A 14,693-nucleotide genomic window follows, 5' to 3' on the forward strand; every position below is an offset into this window, starting at 1 on the left:
AACAAGAGCATCCATAGAGGAGTCTTTTTATGAAGAGCCTTGCACATAAGAACCGAGCAGAGCACCAAGCGCGAGCCGGCCTGCTTGCCCTAGGGGCCGGCCTGATCCTGCTCTTGAGTGCTTGCACTGTGAGTATTACCCCAGCGCAGCAGAGCAGTCAGCTTTCGGTTGGCCAGGTCCTGCAAAAGAGCAGTCAGGCCATGCAAAAGCTCAAGAGCTTCGCCTTTACGCTGACAGCTAGTGGGACGCTGCAAGGGACCAACCAGGGTCAGGCTAGTGTGATCGCCGGTGCGACCCCCCGGCCAGGAACTGCTACGCCGGTGACGACCGCCAGTGCTTCCCCCGCTGTCAGCCTGACCTTCAATGTGACAGGCACTGGTCAGCAATCGCTAGCCGATGGGAAGCAGGCCTTGAATCTAACACTGAACCAAACTACCCGACTAGCGGAGATTATTATCGGTCAGCAGGTTTACTTGCAGAATCCGCGTGGGCAGTGGTACGTCATCGATGCCTCACACCTCCAGACGGCAGGGGGGAACCTGCTCGCCGGTTGGAAGCTAGATACCAATGCCTTTCTGACACTGGCTTTGCATAGTCGCCTCACTGATCATGGCGATGAGACCCTCGCTGGCCAGAGTCTACGGCACATAAGCGCCGTTCTGGATAAAGAGGGCCTGCGTCAACTGCTCATGAGCAATACCCAGCTCAGCACAGCGATAGGCAGCCAAAACCTGGACAATCTGGTCAATCAGACGCGCAGCTTCCAGGCAACCATTGACCTGTGGATCGACGAAACGCAGTTCTACCTGCACCGGGTGCAGCTTAAGCTGGCCATGAACGCCGACACTCAGGGCCTGCTGACGCCGGTTGCAGGCGTGGCGAGCACGCTGCTGCCTCCAACGCTGATGGTGAATCTCTCCAGCATCGTTGATCTCAAGCAGTTTAATCAACCGCTGACCATTAGCGCCCCTTCAAACGCTATCCCGACCGACGACCCAGCCTCTGTCTTTCAGGCTAGCTAAGGAGCTGCTGCATTGACCTCGAAGTCAGCAGGGCAAGCCCGCGCAGCGATGGCGAGCACTACACGCACACAGCTCTTATCTTGCCATCTGCGCGGGATTTTCTCATGCTCCAAGATAGTGGAGATTTCAACGATAAAAGCTGGGTCAGGCGATCTACCAGTACACAGAGGATGAAGTGGCCGGTTTGATCGATCTGGCACTAACTCGTTTATCCTTTCTTGGAAAGAAACATTCGAAGAAAGGAGCTTGCCATGCTCATCCGCCGGCTATCGATCAGTGCTCTTCTTGCCAGCTTGCTTGGCCTGATGCTTCTGCTCAGTGCCTGCGGAAGCGCCAGTAGCAGTGGCAGCACTAACACCCAAAGCACGCTTACCACAGGGCAAGTGCTGCAGAAAGCCATTACGAGCATGCAGCATCTGAAGACCGTCCATATGGATTTGGCTCTGACGGAAAACTTGCAGGTGCAAGGTCAGGGAACCGCCACCCCAAGCAGTCAGAGCAGCACGACGCCCTCTAATCTGGCCCTCTCAGCGCAAGGCAGCGGCGATGACATCTTTCCAGATCAGGGCACGTTCCAGCTCAAGCTGAGCGTGCCAGGGCTTGGCACAGACCTGCAGGTCAAGGAAATCCTGAAAGATGGGAAGGTCTATCTGCAGAGCAAGCAGGGACAGTGGTACGTCCTGGATGCAAGCAGCTTGAGCGGCTCAAGCAATTTCTTGGGAGTAACCAATAACGAGCAGTACAGTCGCCTGCTCTCACTGGCGCAGAAAGCTCAGCTCAGCGATCATGGAGACCAGATGCTGCACGGTCAAAGCCTGCGCCACATCAGCGTCGCCTTTGGGAAAGACGTTCTCAAGGACCTGCTTAGCTCCTTTGGGCAGCTCCCCAGCGGCCTCAGCCAGAGTGATCTGCAGCAAATCGAGCAGGTCATAACGCCGCGGCAAGCTAATCTGGACCTCTGGATTGATGAGCAAAACTTCTATGTTCACGAACTGAATCTCAAGATGAATGTGGATATTGATCTGAACAAGCTGCTAGCAACCACGCCAACGCCCAGCGCTTCCGGCCTGAGTGGCGTCTTTAGCGTGCAGAACAACACTACCGTAGACTATAGTAAGTTCAATCAGCCAGTGACGATCAACACGCCGGCCAACGCCACGCCCACCACCAACCCGCTGGTCGTTTTCGAGCAGTGACCACCGCCCGCCAGGGAGGAGCGGAGTCTCGCCGCGCCATCGCTGATGAGCAAAGAGAGGCGAGGCTCCCTTAACAAGACAAGAGGGCGAGAGCAACCAGCCCAGCGGATGGCGGGGCGTCTTGCTCTCGCCCAGTTTTCTCTATCTGGCAAGCGTTGTCAGTCGCACGCTTGAGCGCCGGTCTTCTGGCTCGCTGCTTTTTTGTAGGCAGGGCCAGGCTAGTCGCGGCCAGGGCGCTCGAGTTCTGTTTGATCAGCATACTGAGGCGCATAGGCACGCATCCGTTGGCGCTGCTCGCGAATCAGCTCAGCACGCTGGCGCAGGGCGCGGGCTGCCCGTGCCGCATCAAAACTGACCAGGCGATTCAGCTCTGGATCGTTGGCCACCGCCTCAAAGCGCGCTGCGATCGAAGCAATTGTCTCGGGATCAGTAATGCGCCCCTCGCGCACCGCATTATAGGTGCTTACAAGGATCTCTTCTTTCAGCGTCTTGGGTGATGGCGACGGAGCGGAAGAAGTAGCTGCCGCGCTCCGCTCCTCAGCCTGCGCCTGGACAGAATTCGCGGTCCTGCCCAGACCGGGAGTGGAATCGGCAGCGCGAGCCGTTGCCGCTAGGCTCTGAGCAGCGCCGATATCAGCACCGGCCCCAGATAGAGCAGCCTCCTGCCCTCCTTGAGAGCCGTTGGCCACTCTGGCCTCAGCCTTTACTGTCTCCATAGCGTCCGTATCTGGTGGCAGCGAGCCACGCGGCACCACCGCCACATCATGAATGTGGACCCAGTGGATCTGGACCCCCCAGATCGCTACCTGATCCTGCATGCGCTCCGTCAGCTCGCTGTTGACCACCTCCCAACTCGTGATCCCTTCATCAAAAGAAGAGGCAGCCCCATAGGCCGGCGAGCGACGCGCCAGGAAATAGCCGACGCTGAAGGTTGAAACCACTGCCTGGATGGTCGTCAGCAGGAGCTGCTGGAGACTGGCCTCCCAGTTATTGACCTCGGTTACCGCCAGATAGGCATCTTCGGGCAGAAGCTGATAGCAGATCGTTGCTGAAAGATAGACATCCTCATCAGGAGTCAGATGCACTACCTGGGGCGGGCAGGTCCATTGCGTGCGCCGCGTATTCAAACGCTGCGCCACGTGCTCCCAGGGAAGCAGCAGGTTCGGTCCGGGGAAAAGCGTGCGGCGATACTGCCCGAAGGCGAAGACTATATCGACATAGCCCTCGGGGACGGGATGAAGCAGATAGCGCAAGATGGCAACCCCGACCACGACCACCAGGATCAGCAGGATCAGGCTGACGAGAGGACCAAAGAGAGCAAAAGAGCCGGCGACGAGGAATAAGGCTACCCCGCAAGCCAGGGCCAGCGACCATAACACGGCGTTGTCAGCCGCATAATAGAGCATGACACCATGCAGAATGGCAATCGCCAGCAGGATCAGAGCCGCCGGCAATAGACCGGCATGCGACAAGTAGGCCTTGCCATGCAAAGCAGCCGGCACCAGGAGCAAGAACGTAACAGCGCCAAATAACAGCGGAAGAAGTACAGGAGAAAACTGCTTGAGGAATAACCACAGCGTTTCAAAACGCGAGGCAGGATAGCCATCATCAGCCAGGCCCTCGGTATCCGCCTCTGTCTCCGGCAGAGCGGATACGGCAGTTGAGGCCTCAGCAGCTAATGAACCCTGGTGGGCGGCTTGCGCCGCCTGCGGCTCGTGGGCCGGGGCAGTCCAGATGGCGCCGGCGACGAGGTCATCGGCCTGGCCCGGGTCCATCCATTGTGAAGACATAGACGCGCCTCCCTCTCTCAGCACCAGAAAAGCTAATCCACCCGTTGCTGATGTAGATTGGTGTTGTTTTTTGTGCTGCAGCCCGACCGGCAACCGCTTTGAGAACCGCAGCGCGGACAGGGGCCAGTGCCCGAGCTTCCACAACTACAGCCGGCGCTAGGGGCCGCAGGCTCGTCTTGACGATGAGGGTTCAGCCGGCAGGTTTGGCAACAAGCACCACCCGCGGATGGGGCGCGCCCTGAAGCTGGGCCTGGGTCAGGATCGTGCTCCCGTCGCTGAGGGGCGGGGATCTGAATGGTCGCCCCGCTTTCTAACATGACCTCGACCGTCTCTTTAGGCACATTGATCGAAACTACCTTGCCGGGTCCGCTGGGCGTCTCCAGGATCGTTCCAATCTGCGGCATCTGCTTCTTGGCCTGGATATAGTTGTCATTCTCATAGGACAGGCAACAGAGCAAACGGCCACAGACCCCTGAGATCTTGGCAGGATTCAGAGGCAGACCCTGCTCTTTGGCCATCTTGATCGAGATAATGCCAAAATCGCTGATCCAGGAGCTGCAGCAGAGCGTTTTGCCACAGGGACCCACGCCACCCTGAAGCTTGGCCTGGTCACGCGCACCGATTTGGCGCAGTTCGATGCGTGTGCGAAAGGTAGCTGCCAGATCGCGTACCAGGGCCCGAAAGTCAACGCGCTCATCCGAGGTGAAATAGAACGTTAAACGGCTCCCATCAAAAGTATACTCCGCCTCTACCAATTTCATAGGGAGCTTGTGCTGAGCAATACGCTGCGCACAGCGGACTAGCGCCTCCTTCTCCTTACTCTTATAGGAGAGCATCATGCGCAGCTCTTCCTCAGTTGCCAGGCGGAGCACAGGTTTCAGGGGGTCGCTCAGCTCGCTTTCTGCCACCTTCTTTGCGGGGATCACTACACGGCCCGCCTCCACCCCACGCACCGTCTCGACAATCACATACTGGCCTGTGCGATAGGTCTGTCCCTGGGGATCGAAATAGTAAATGCGCCCGGCGGGACGGAACCGGATACCGACAACTGTGACAACCTTTTCAGTAGCAGAAACCGTCGGCTGCATCGCTCCCGTCTGATGCCCTCCTTATCTTTCCTTCTGTTCTGGCTTGCTTCTGCCTCTCTCCCTCTTACTTTTGCCTTGCGTACGCGTCTCGCCCCGGAGAAGGCGGACGGGAGAGACAGCTAGCTCTCCTTAAGCCGATGCGACCTCATGTGATGTGACGCGCAACGAGGACAACCCAGAGGGGAGGGGACGGCCACAGCGCCGCCCCCGACTTGAGCCTTCTCTGCTCTCTCTAAGCATTGCAGATCCTACTGTCGCACTGCTCACCTAGTGCTCGCCGAGCCAGACATCACCCTTCTCCCCCGCCCGTAGAACAGGCTCAGCCAGGTGATCGTTCTGGCCAGGTAGCGACTCAACTGGCCAGACTACATTTCGTTGATCTCATTGGTCAGCAGGATAGCCTCCGCCACCTCGCGCATCGATTTGCGATTGTTCATGCTGGCCTTTTGGATTTTGCGGAAAGCCTCCTGCTCGGTCAGGCCATAGCGCTGCATCAGCAGTCCCTTCGCCCGCTCTACCACTTTGCGTGTCTCAAGCTGCTCGCTCAGTTCCTTCGCCTTCCCCTCCATTGCGCGGAACTCGTTATAGCGGGCGAGAGCCACCTCAATGGCCGGGGCCACCTCGCTCTCACGGAGCGGCTTCACAATATAATTCACGACACCAGCCTGCTTCGCACGCTCGACCAGCGGTTGATCGCCAAAGGCAGTCAGCAGCAGCACCGGTGCGATGCGTTCCTGCGTCAGAATCTCGGCGGCAGCAATGCCGTCCATATCGGGCATGCGAATATCCATGATCACTAGGTCCGGGCGCAGTTCGCGAGCCAGGTTCACAGCGCTCTGCCCGTCACCGGCCTCACCAATGACCAGGTAGCCCTGCTTGGTGAGGACATCTTTCAGGTCCATGCGTTGAATGGGTTCATCATCGGCAATGATCACACGTGTTGGCATGCTCGTATCCTGTCGGTATGACTTCAAACAAACCAGACTTGCAACTTCTCAAACGACATAATTCGACCTGGCCGCTAGCACAGACGCAATGACCGTCTCCCGGTCTTTGCCCCGTGCTCTCTGGCTTGTAACAAAGAGTATACCACAGGTGTTTGATAAGAGTCGAGATAGAGTTTTCTGCCAGTTCTTTGCACTCCCAGTCTTGCCGCGAACCTCTCCCCACTCGCTCACCCGGCTCTGTCCCCCCCTGCCACGCCGGCTCATGCCTCATAAAAAAAGGGCGCCTCATCGCACCCCTATGCTCTGCAGCTCCTGCCACAGGCCGCCGTTCGAGGCGGGCGGTCTTGCTCCTTCTTCTCCCCTCCTTGCCTGCGCTGGCGGCGTCGCCATCGGAGGTGGAGGCTGCCGGGTACCCGGCAGCTCGCACTGGCTGTCAGGCCACCTGCGATAGCCTGTCGGCGTCCTGCATGATCTGGACCATCAGACGCGCTTCATAGACGATCGTGCGCAGCTCAGCCGGCGTGATGGACTGGCGACCGTCGCAGAGGGCGCTGTTCGGATCGGGATGGACCTCCAGGATCAGGCCCTCGGCGCCCGCGGCGATGCCCGCACGGGCCATCGTGGGCACCAGTTCGCGCCGCCCGGTGGCATGGCTGGGATCGACGATCACTGGCAGGTGAGTTAGCTCGTGTAGCAGCGGGACACAGGCGAGGTCGAGCAGGTTGCGGGTCTGCGGGTCAAAGCTACGCACGCCGCGCTCGCAGAGGATGACGTTGGGATTGCCAGCAGCGACAATGTATTCGGCGGCTAGCAGCCATTCATCAATGGTGGCGGAGAGGCCACGCTTGAGCATCACTGCTTTTCCTCGCCCCCGTCGGCCCACGGCCTGCAACAAGGGGAAGTTCTGCATGTTGCGGGCCCCGATCTGCAGGATGTCGGCATAGTCCGCCACGACCTCCACCATCTCCGGCTCCATGACCTCAGTAATCACTGGCAAGCCTGTCTCCTGACGGGCTTCGGCCAGCAGACGCAAGCCCTCGATGCCGAGCCCCTGGAACTGATAGGGCGAGGTACGCGGTTTGAAGGCCCCGCCGCGCAGAACCGTCGCGCCGGCTTCCTTGACGGCCCGCGCCGTCTCCAGGAGCTGCTCGCGGCTCTCGACGGCGCAGGGCCCGGCCATGATGACCGGCATGGCCTGCTCCCCACCGATAATGACGGGATCACAGTGGCGGGCATCTCCTACGACGATGCGGCTGGGGCTGGCTTTGAAGTGACGGCTGACGAGCTGGTAGGGAGTGGTGGGGGTAAGGATCTGGGCGACAGCGGGTTGGTGGCGGATGGCATCCAGGGCCTGGGTATCGAGGGCAGCCTGATCGATAGCAATGACCTCGCTCTCCCCGATACAGGTGGTGGCAACAGGTCGCCGATGACCGGCTACCCGCTCTACAAGCGCCAATAAGGCGGCGCGTTCATCCTGGTTGGCCTGTGCATCAATGACGATGATCATACAGCTGTCCGTTCCTTTCTCCTGAACTCCTGACTGCATGCTCCCAGACAGGGCAAGATTCCAGGGAAATAAAAAAGCAGAGGTTTTTCGCCTCTGCTTACTCCAGCATGCTGGGGATCTGCACGGATTAGGTGGTTCTGCTCAGCTCAGCCTGAAGCGGCCCACCAGCATGCTGGAGGGCTAAAGTAAAAGTAGTAATAAAAAGCGCAGGCAACCACGGCGCGCTCACTCTGCCAGAAGCGCGCTTCTGCCATCTGCTGAGACTGCAGTTGTGGTTGCCAGAGCCTGCTGAGCATAAGATCGTCTATCCTTTTTCTGGCCTTGCTTGCTGTCACGCAGCGCGCCGGCTGGCGTGCTAGCGTGCCGTGCAGTATGTGTCTCAGTGGCGCGCTCGCCACCTCACAAGCATCAGGCTGAGGGCGGCTCTTTTCCGCCGCTCATGTGTTCTTCTGTAGGAGAAGTATAGGCACGATTAGCCTTGCTGTCAAGGCCAGTGCCCGAAAGTCCAGTTGAATGAGGGCAGTGGCAGACGGTTTCTCAGAGGGCCGGCGCTAACGCTTACGGGCCCGCCGCCGTAGATAGCGGCGTAAATCACGATAGTCCTCGTAGAGGTGATCATGCTCGCCCTTATTGCTCTCTTTCTTCCCCTTTCCTTTGGCTCCAGTCTTGCCCTGGCCACTCTGAGCGACACTTTTCTCCTGTCTCATCGCCGTGCGGCTAAAGGGTAACAGGTCAAAGTGGTTCAGGATGATCAGTAAGGCCACAAGCAAGACCAGATAGATTACCAGCGCCTGCGTAATGACTACAGGAAAGCTAAAAATCGAGAATTGGAACAAAATCTGGTTCAGGTGAAAGATCTGCGAGATGTAGGCCAGAGGCACCTCAAGCAGAGTGGCCACAATGATGTAGATGAATAGTCCCACAAAGTGGCGCGTTTTAAGGAGCGGCCGGCTCGATTGGTCAGTCGCGTCGGCAGCTACCCGCCTGCTGCTTGCAGTAGGGGCACTACGGGAGACGTTCGTCGTCTCCTGGCCAGACTGGGACTTCTTAACATTGCGTAGCATGGCCTTCTGCTGCCCTCTGATCGCTGTCTCGCCAGCCGTCTTGTCGGCACGCTTCCCGCTGGTAGTTTCTCCGCTTTCGGAAGTCTGCCCCCGGCGCAGGCGCAAGGCTCTCCAGAGACGCATCTTACCCGCATCGGCCTGCAGGCTCTGGCGCTCCTGCTCTTTTGCCGACCGGGTCACGGTGGCGAAAAAGCCGGGCTGACGCCGGGCACCACCGCTCTGAGCGGCAGCGGCCGCCTGGTTTTCAGCGGGAGAGACGGCCTGCTTTTCCTCGCGTGCCGGCCCTTGCTGCCCCCCTCCTTTGGATTGTTGGTCAGTGCTGGCACCCGCGTTAGTGGAGATCACCAGCAGCGGGCGCTGCCGCCTTGGATTGACTGGGCGCTGGTCGGTATCACGGGTCATGAGGGACCTCCCGCAAGATGTTTCCGCGAGGCCATATCCTCGCTCTGAGGAACTTGCTCACTGTTCTGTCCCCTCAGCTCTTCTCCGCTCACCGCTTGCTGGTTAGTAGGCTGCTCCTGGAGAGCATAGTCCGCACTGTGAGCGGCCCCCGTTAGCTCGTGGCTAAGTCCGGGCGAGCTGCTAGGATAGGCGACAGAAGGCTGGAGATGAGGCTGGAGCTGGGGCAGCAGCGCGGGGGCAAGAGCTTCCAGGGCGGCCAGGCCGGCCCGGGCAATCTCGTCATCACGCCCCGGAGCATTCCCCCCACTAATGCCTATGCCTCCAATGGTGGCCCCCCCGAGGCGGATCGGCCAGCCACCGGCTGCCATGATAAAGCGCCCCTGAGTCATGACCGCCAGGCTGGATGCAAAACCCGGTATGGCCGACCCCCACTGGGCGACCGCGTCTGTCGGCTGGTTGAACATCACTGCTGTGACGGCCTTGGCAATACTAATGTTGGCTGTGGCCCAGCCATACGGCGCCATCATGCGCTCAAACAAGACTAAGTGCCCTCCAGCATCGACAATAGCAATGCTAACAGGACTGCGTAATTCTCTGGCACGCTGCTTGCATGCCTCTGCAATGCGGCGCGCAATTTCAAGCGACATGCTCACGCGGTTTGCTCCTCCTCGACACCAGTAGGTCGGCCCCCTCTCTTCCTATCCGCTTCTGCCTCCAGTATATCCCCCGGTGCCTATTCTGCTGCTCTAGCAGGGACCATCCTCAGTGTCCATTGCATTGCGCACATTGTATCGCACTCGTTTAGACGGTGCAATAGATAGAAATTTACGGCTCCTCTGCTTATGGTGCGCTAAGCCCTCCTGCCTTCTTTCTCGAAGCATATAGCCCGCCTCAGAAGGGCCACCAGCCACTCTCCCAGCCTCTAGATCACACTCACTATAATAAAGTAAGTCTGTCCCTCTTCACTCCTTTCAAGGAGGTAGTCTCTGGCATGCGTTTGGGTCTACAGGTACCGAACTTTACCTGGCCTATTGAGCAGGGTGCGCTCGGCGATACGTTTGCTCTCATCGCCGAGCGGGCCGAACGGGCTGGCCTCTATAGCCTCTGGGTTATGGATCATTTCTTCCAGATCCCGGTTGTGGGACCAGCCGAGCATGAGATGCTGGAAGGGTGGTCGGCGCTGGCTTTTGCCGCTGGCCGTACGCATCGCATTCGCCTGGGCACCCTCGTGACCGGCGTGACCTACCGTCATCCGGGTCTTTTGGTGAAAACGGCAACTACTCTCGATGTGCTTTCACATGGGCGCAGCTATTTCGGCATCGGCGCCGCCTGGTATGAGGAGGAGCACCGCGGTCTGGGGGTGCCTTTCCCGCCTCTGGCCGAGCGCTTTGAGCGTCTGGAGGAGGCTCTACAGATCGCTCTCCAGATGTGGGCTGGTGATGAACGCCCATTTCGGGGAAAGTACTACCAGCTCGAGCGGCCTCTGAATTCGCCGCGTCCGGTCCAGCAGCCCCATCCGCCAATCTTGATCGGCGGCGGCGGCGAGCGGAAAACTTTGCGCCTGGTCGCTCGTTACGCCGATGCCTGCAATCTCTTCGCCTATGCTGGTAGTGAACAACTACGGCATAAGTTGAATGTTCTGCGAGAGCATTGTGAGGAGATTGGTAGGCCATACGAGCAGATCGAGAAGACCACGCTAGGCACTCTGCGCCTGACACGCGATGGGCGCAATGGCTCGCTTTCGCCCGCTGCGGCTGTGGACTTCTTTGGCAGCCTGGCCGAGCTAGGCATCGATCACGCTATTTTCAGCTTGCCGAACGTCCACGAGCTGGAGCCGTTCGAGCTACTGGCAACAGAGATTGTGCCCCAGGTAGAGAAGATAGCGGTAGCTGGTCGCTGACAGGGTTGGAGTCCTCTGCGCTGTCACCGGCTCTGACGATTCTCGCCGGACGGGCATCGGGCGCACGTTGTTGAAGACAGGCCCTGTCAGCGCGAAGAGCAGAAGGAGAAGGAAGGCGCTTTATGAGTAAGCGTGCTGTGCTCACTGAGGAGGAGCGGCGCTTTGTCCTCGGGCAGCGAGTGGCGCGCCTGGCCACAGCCGATGCTGAAGGTCATCCCCATCTGGTGCCGGTCTGTTACGCTTTTGACGGGATGTGCTTTTATACGCCTCTCGATGAGAAGCCGAAGCGTGTGGCCGTCACGGCGCTGCGCCGGGTGCGCAATATTGAGGCACGGCCTGAGGCGGCGCTCTTGATCGATCACTATGAGGATGACTGGTCGCGCCTTGGCTACGTGCTGATCGAAGGAGAGGCGCTTCTCTTGTATCCGGGCGATGAGCGGCAGCAGCGGGCTGTGGCTCTCTTACGGGCGCGCTATCCTCAGTATCAGCGGATGACTTTGGAGCAGTTGCCTGTGATTATGTTGACACCACGCGCGGTGACTTCGTGGGGGCCGGCGCTGGCTCAGGCCTCCGATGTTTCGGCTTCCAAGATAGGCTAGGTAGCCAAGAGCGCTCTCGGTCTGTCAGGAAGTTGGACGCTCGGCGTGGGCAACGGGCAGGGTAAAGAAGAAGGTGCTTCCCTGGCCGACGGTGCTTTCGGCAAAGATGCGCCCGCCATGGGCCTCAACAATGTGGCGGGCGATGGCCAGGCCCAGGCCGCTCCCCCCTCCACCGGCTCCAATATGGTCGAATTTAGAGCGTGAGCGATCGACTTTGTAGAAGCGCTCAAAGATGCGCGGCAGGTCTTCGGGGCGGATGCCAACCCCCGTATCGCGCACAAAGAAGCGCTGGCTACGCCCGTCCGGCTCGGCAAAGGTCCCGACCACGACCTCTCCTCCGGAGGGCGTGAATTTGATGGCGTTGTGAATGAGGTTGACCAGAACGCGCCCGATTTGCTTGCTGTCGGCAGCTACCAATACCTGACCATCGCGGATTTCCGTTCTCAGCTTCACACGATGGCGCTGCGCCTGGGGGAGCAAACGAGCCATGCCCTCGCGTACTAGTTGCTGCGCTTCGACCGGCTCGATGACCATCGGGAGTTGGCCCGATTCGATGCGCGATAGCTCTAGGAGTTCGGAGACCAGTGAGGTCAGATACTGGACCTCTTTTTCGATGCGCTCAACAAAGACCTGCGCCTGCTCAGGATCAGTCTCGATCGTATCTTCCAGGGTCTCGGCCAGCAGGCGCACCGAGGCCAGGGGGGTCCGCAATTCGTGGGAGATGTTGGCCACGAAGTCTCGGCGGACACGCTCCAGGCGCCGCAGCTCGGTGAGATCCTCGATGGCCACGGCAAAGTAGTGGTACTCCGTCAGCCCTTGCTGGCCTGTTGGTGGCTTCTGGTGCTCTAAGGGCGTGACCGAGACTTTCCAGCAGGGACCCGATGGCCCTTCGTTGAATTCGGCACTCTGCGAACGATTGCCTTCGATGCTCTCACGCACGAGCTGGATGATGGCAGCGCTAGAGATGAGCCGATCCAGCTTTTCTTTGTGCAGTGGCCCTGTGACGCTGAGAAGACTGCAGACCTGGCGGTTATAGTAACGAATCGTGAGCGTGCGATCAATGACGAGCACCGGCCAGGGCGCAGCCTCTAGCAGTTGCAGGAAGAAATGACGATAGTTGATGCTTGTTGCTTTCTCAGCAGTGGTGCGCTCTGTCAAGGCTGTTTCCTCGCTTCGCAGCATAAGCAACCAAACAACCCAAGCTTCTGCGGCGGGTGTGCTATTGGCTTCAGCGTCCGTGTTCTTATCTGCGCTCGCCCTTCCCCGGAGGAGAGGCGCTCCCTGGCCTGCGTAGCCCGCTGCCTGACCGGCAGGTGGCGCTGCTCTGCCTAAGCCGAAGGGGGCTGAACCTTGCTGGCGCCGGTCTCTGAGCCGGCCTGGCTCGCGGGTGTCGGCTTGGTGGCAACGTGCACGGCTACAATACCGCCACTCAGGCGATGAAAGTGCACGGCACTCCAGCCAATCTCTTCCATGATAGCCTTGAGGGTCGGCGCGTCTGGAAAGTGGGTAAGCGAGCGCGGAAGGTAGCGATATTCTTCGGCGGCCTTGCCAATAATGGCGCCGAAGAGCGGCGCGATGCGATAGAAGTAAAAATGGAACAGGGCACCAAGCACCTTACCAGGCGGATGGCTGATCTCCAGGCAAACCATGCGCCCGCCGGGTCGTACGACGCGCAGCATCTCGCGCAGGGTCTGGCGCAGATCAGTGACGTTGCGCATCATGAAAGCGGAGCAGCAGCCATCAACGCTGTTGTCAGGCAAATCGATATGCTCAGCGTCGCCTACACGCAGTTCAATCTGATCCTGCAGACCCAGGCGCGCAAGCTTGCGCCGCCCCAGGTCCAGCATCTCGGGCGTAATATCCATACCGATCATGCGCGCTCCCGGTCCGGCCTGCTGAATGACAGCAATGGAGAGATCCGCCGTCCCCGCTCCCAGGTCCAGGCCAATCTCGCCAGGTCCTAGTGCCAGGCAACGGGCCGCAAAAGCCCGCCAGCGACGATCGAGTCCAAAGCTCATCAGGCGATTGAGCAGATCGTAGACGCGCGCAATGCGTGCAAAGAGACGCTGGACGTAGGAGCGCTTACCTCCAGCACGCCTAAAGGATTCTTCAAGCAGGGTATCCCCAGTCACCGGTTTTTCCATTCCTTCCTCATCTTCGATCCAAGGCAAGCACAAGCCGCCCTGGCCTCTGTCTCCTGCCCAGGTTTAGAGACCGAGCGGGCGCAGCAGGGCTGCTGCAGTGATTCCCAGGGCCAGCAGCAGGCCAAACTGCAGATGCAAGGCGGCGGTGCGCTTGAAACCAACAATAAAGGCGGCGCGCTCGCGCGCTGTGAGCACGGCGCGTACGTTGATGAAAGCCAATGGGAAGCTGATCCAGACAATGAGGGTGTGCAGCGGCAGCAAGCCAGCGAGCGCAAAGAGACTGACCGCCAGATAGCTGCCTATGACCAGCACGGCGTGATAGCGACGGGCGAAGGTTTGGCCCAGGCGTACAGGCAGGGTCAGCTTGCGCACAGCGCAGTCCTCCTCATAGTCGCGAATGTTATTCATGTTGAGAATAGCCGTCACCAGGAAGCCTACTGGCACGCTGGCGGCGAAGGCTACCCAGGACCAGCGCGGGATCTGTACGTAGTAGGCTCCCCAGGTCATGAGAAAGCCCATCGCGATGTAGACAAGCGGGTCACCGAGGCCGCGCGCCGCAAGCTGGAACGGTCTGGCGCTGTAGAAATAAGCGATGACCATGCCAATGAGACCAAAGAGTAGGATCGCTGGTCCACAGAGCACAACGAGCACCAAACCGAGCAGGGCAGCCAGCACAAAGCAGGCGATGCCACCTCCTAAAACCTGACCCTCCGTCATTTCACCACGAAAGATGACTGTGCTGGCCCCAAGCGATTGCGGACTGTCGAGGCCATAGCGATAGTCAAAATATTCATTAAAGTAGTTGGTGCCGATCTGGAGGAAGAGGCTTGCTAGCAGCGCCAGGATGAAAGGTCCCGGACGAAAGGTGCCCTCGTAGGCCGCTACTGCTGTACCGACCAGCAGCGGACTCACGGTCGCCGTTAGCGAGAAAGGGCGGGCATTCTTGACCCAGATCTTCCAGTCTTTCCACAAGGCTGGCACGTTGTCGTTTCCCCCTTCTGTAACTCTCTGCCAGGCCACCCCGCTACAGCCTG

14 protein-coding genes are annotated in these 14,693 nt (G+C 59.3%); 4 read left to right on the forward strand and 10 right to left on the reverse strand.

Annotated features, from left to right (window positions below):
* Positions 1–29: 29 nt before the first annotated feature.
* A complete protein-coding gene (locus IRZ24_RS08225; RefSeq protein ID WP_297162355.1) occupies positions 30–1,022 on the forward strand; it encodes a hypothetical protein in 993 nt (330 codons plus the stop codon).
* 251 nt (positions 1,023–1,273) lie between these two features.
* Positions 1,274–2,218, forward strand: a complete 945-nt coding sequence (locus IRZ24_RS08230; protein ID WP_297162358.1) for a DUF6612 family protein — start codon at positions 1,274–1,276, stop codon at positions 2,216–2,218.
* Positions 2,219–2,436: 218 nt separating this feature from the next.
* Here the strand turns inward: IRZ24_RS08230 and IRZ24_RS08235 are convergent, their stop codons facing one another.
* The 7 genes from IRZ24_RS08235 to IRZ24_RS08265 all read right to left on the reverse strand — a co-directional run bounded on the left by IRZ24_RS08235 (position 2,437) and on the right by IRZ24_RS08265 (position 9,663).
* A complete protein-coding gene (locus IRZ24_RS08235; protein ID WP_297162359.1) occupies positions 2,437–4,008 on the reverse strand; it encodes an SPFH domain-containing protein in 1,572 nt (523 codons plus the stop codon).
* Between the two features lie 32 nt (positions 4,009–4,040).
* Positions 4,041–5,096 carry a stage 0 sporulation family protein gene (locus IRZ24_RS08240; protein WP_297162362.1) on the reverse strand — a complete coding sequence of 352 codons (1,056 nt, stop codon included), beginning with the start codon at positions 5,094–5,096 and terminating at the stop codon, positions 4,041–4,043.
* Positions 5,097–5,461: 365 nt separating this feature from the next.
* Positions 5,462–6,043: a response regulator gene (locus IRZ24_RS08245; protein WP_297162365.1), complete on the reverse strand. Its 582-nt coding sequence runs from the start codon at positions 6,041–6,043 to the stop codon at positions 5,462–5,464.
* Between the two features lie 433 nt (positions 6,044–6,476).
* Entirely contained in the window at positions 6,477–7,550 is a 1,074-nt protein-coding gene (aroF, locus tag IRZ24_RS08250; RefSeq protein WP_297150671.1) for a 3-deoxy-7-phosphoheptulonate synthase, read from the reverse strand.
* A gap of 146 nt (positions 7,551–7,696) precedes the next feature.
* The gene (locus tag IRZ24_RS08255; protein ID WP_297162368.1) at positions 7,697–7,846 is read right to left on the reverse strand and encodes a hypothetical protein; all 150 of its coding nucleotides are present in this window, start codon (positions 7,844–7,846) and stop codon (positions 7,697–7,699) included.
* A gap of 255 nt (positions 7,847–8,101) precedes the next feature.
* A complete protein-coding gene (locus tag IRZ24_RS08260; RefSeq protein ID WP_297162371.1) occupies positions 8,102–9,016 on the reverse strand; it encodes a hypothetical protein in 915 nt (304 codons plus the stop codon).
* On the reverse strand, positions 9,013–9,663 hold the full coding sequence (locus IRZ24_RS08265; RefSeq protein WP_297162388.1) for a heme-binding protein: 651 nt from the start codon (positions 9,661–9,663) through the stop codon (positions 9,013–9,015). Before IRZ24_RS08265 ends, IRZ24_RS08260 begins: the two co-directional genes overlap by 4 nt.
* Positions 9,664–10,007: 344 nt before the next feature.
* Between IRZ24_RS08265 and IRZ24_RS08270 the strand changes: the two genes are divergently transcribed.
* Both IRZ24_RS08270 and IRZ24_RS08275 read left to right on the forward strand, forming a co-directional pair.
* Positions 10,008–10,916 carry an LLM class F420-dependent oxidoreductase gene (locus IRZ24_RS08270; protein ID WP_297162373.1) on the forward strand — a complete coding sequence of 303 codons (909 nt, stop codon included), beginning with the start codon at positions 10,008–10,010 and terminating at the stop codon, positions 10,914–10,916.
* A gap of 122 nt (positions 10,917–11,038) precedes the next feature.
* Entirely contained in the window at positions 11,039–11,515 is a 477-nt protein-coding gene (locus IRZ24_RS08275; RefSeq protein WP_297162377.1) for a TIGR03668 family PPOX class F420-dependent oxidoreductase, read from the forward strand.
* A gap of 24 nt (positions 11,516–11,539) precedes the next feature.
* Here the strand turns inward: IRZ24_RS08275 and IRZ24_RS08280 are convergent, their stop codons facing one another.
* From IRZ24_RS08280 to menA, 3 genes are all read right to left on the reverse strand, one after another.
* The gene (locus tag IRZ24_RS08280) at positions 11,540–12,673 is read right to left on the reverse strand and encodes an ATP-binding protein (RefSeq protein ID WP_297162380.1); all 1,134 of its coding nucleotides are present in this window, start codon (positions 12,671–12,673) and stop codon (positions 11,540–11,542) included.
* Between the two features lie 170 nt (positions 12,674–12,843).
* Positions 12,844–13,659 (reverse strand): class I SAM-dependent methyltransferase, encoded by an 816-nt coding sequence (locus IRZ24_RS08285; RefSeq protein WP_297162383.1) that lies wholly within the window; start codon positions 13,657–13,659, stop codon positions 12,844–12,846.
* A 63-nt stretch (positions 13,660–13,722) separates the two neighbouring features.
* A partial coding sequence (menA, locus tag IRZ24_RS08290; RefSeq protein ID WP_297162386.1) for a 1,4-dihydroxy-2-naphthoate octaprenyltransferase occupies positions 13,723–14,693 on the reverse strand: 971 nt, incomplete at its 5' end.

Source organism: Thermogemmatispora sp. (assembly GCF_019683755.1).
In the GTDB taxonomy this organism is placed as follows: Bacteria; Chloroflexota; Ktedonobacteria; order Ktedonobacterales; family Ktedonobacteraceae; genus Thermogemmatispora.

Excerpts from the sequence above, each read along its gene's own strand:
- IRZ24_RS08225 (WP_297162355.1), top strand. The coding sequence starts at position 30 with ATGAAGAGCCTTGCACATAAGAACCGAGCAGAGCACCAAGCGCGAGCC.
- IRZ24_RS08230 (WP_297162358.1), top strand. The coding sequence starts at position 1,274 with ATGCTCATCCGCCGGCTATCGATCAGTGCTCTTCTTGCCAGCTTGCTT.
- IRZ24_RS08235 (WP_297162359.1), bottom strand. The coding sequence starts at position 4,008 with ATGTCTTCACAATGGATGGACCCGGGCCAGGCCGATGACCTCGTCGCC.
- IRZ24_RS08240 (WP_297162362.1), bottom strand. The coding sequence starts at position 5,096 with ATGCAGCCGACGGTTTCTGCTACTGAAAAGGTTGTCACAGTTGTCGGT.
- IRZ24_RS08245 (WP_297162365.1), bottom strand. The coding sequence starts at position 6,043 with ATGCCAACACGTGTGATCATTGCCGATGATGAACCCATTCAACGCATG.
- aroF (WP_297150671.1), bottom strand. The coding sequence starts at position 7,550 with ATGATCATCGTCATTGATGCACAGGCCAACCAGGATGAACGCGCCGCC.
- IRZ24_RS08255 (WP_297162368.1), bottom strand. The coding sequence starts at position 7,846 with ATGCTCAGCAGGCTCTGGCAACCACAACTGCAGTCTCAGCAGATGGCA.
- IRZ24_RS08260 (WP_297162371.1), bottom strand. The coding sequence starts at position 9,016 with ATGACCCGTGATACCGACCAGCGCCCAGTCAATCCAAGGCGGCAGCGC.
- IRZ24_RS08265 (WP_297162388.1), bottom strand. The coding sequence starts at position 9,663 with ATGTCGCTTGAAATTGCGCGCCGCATTGCAGAGGCATGCAAGCAGCGT.
- IRZ24_RS08270 (WP_297162373.1), top strand. The coding sequence starts at position 10,008 with ATGCGTTTGGGTCTACAGGTACCGAACTTTACCTGGCCTATTGAGCAG.
- IRZ24_RS08275 (WP_297162377.1), top strand. The coding sequence starts at position 11,039 with ATGAGTAAGCGTGCTGTGCTCACTGAGGAGGAGCGGCGCTTTGTCCTC.
- IRZ24_RS08285 (WP_297162383.1), bottom strand. The coding sequence starts at position 13,659 with ATGGAAAAACCGGTGACTGGGGATACCCTGCTTGAAGAATCCTTTAGG.